Source organism: Ammoniphilus sp. CFH 90114 (assembly GCF_004123195.1).
Lineage (GTDB): Bacteria > Bacillota > Bacilli > Aneurinibacillales > RAOX-1 > YIM-78166.
This window is the reverse complement of sequence record NZ_SDLI01000077.1, coordinates 1-314: the sequence shown is the minus strand read 5'-3', so window position 1 is coordinate 314 and position 314 is coordinate 1. Positions and strand designations below refer to the sequence as shown.

1 rRNA gene is annotated in these 314 nt (G+C 55.7%); it reads right to left on the bottom strand.

Annotated features, from left to right (window positions below):
* Positions 1-314 (bottom strand): 16S ribosomal RNA (locus EIZ39_RS26265); the annotation flags it as partial.

Here is a 314-nt window from a genome sequence, read left to right as displayed (position 1 = left end):
GTGCAATATTCCCCACTGCTGCCTCCCGTAGGAGTCTGGACCGTGTCTCAGTTCCAGTGTGGCTGGTCATCCTCTCAGACCAGCTAGGGATCGTCGCCTAGGTGAGCCGTTACCCCACCTACTAGCTAATCCCATCTGGGCACATCCGATGGCAAGAGGCCCTAAGGTCCCCCTCTTTGGTCTTGCGACGTTATGCGGTATTAGCTACCGTTTCCAGTAGTTATCCCCCTCCATCAGGCAGTTTCCCAGACATTACTCACCCGTCCGCCACTCGTCAGCAAAGCAGCAAGCTGCTTCCTGTTACCGTTCGACTT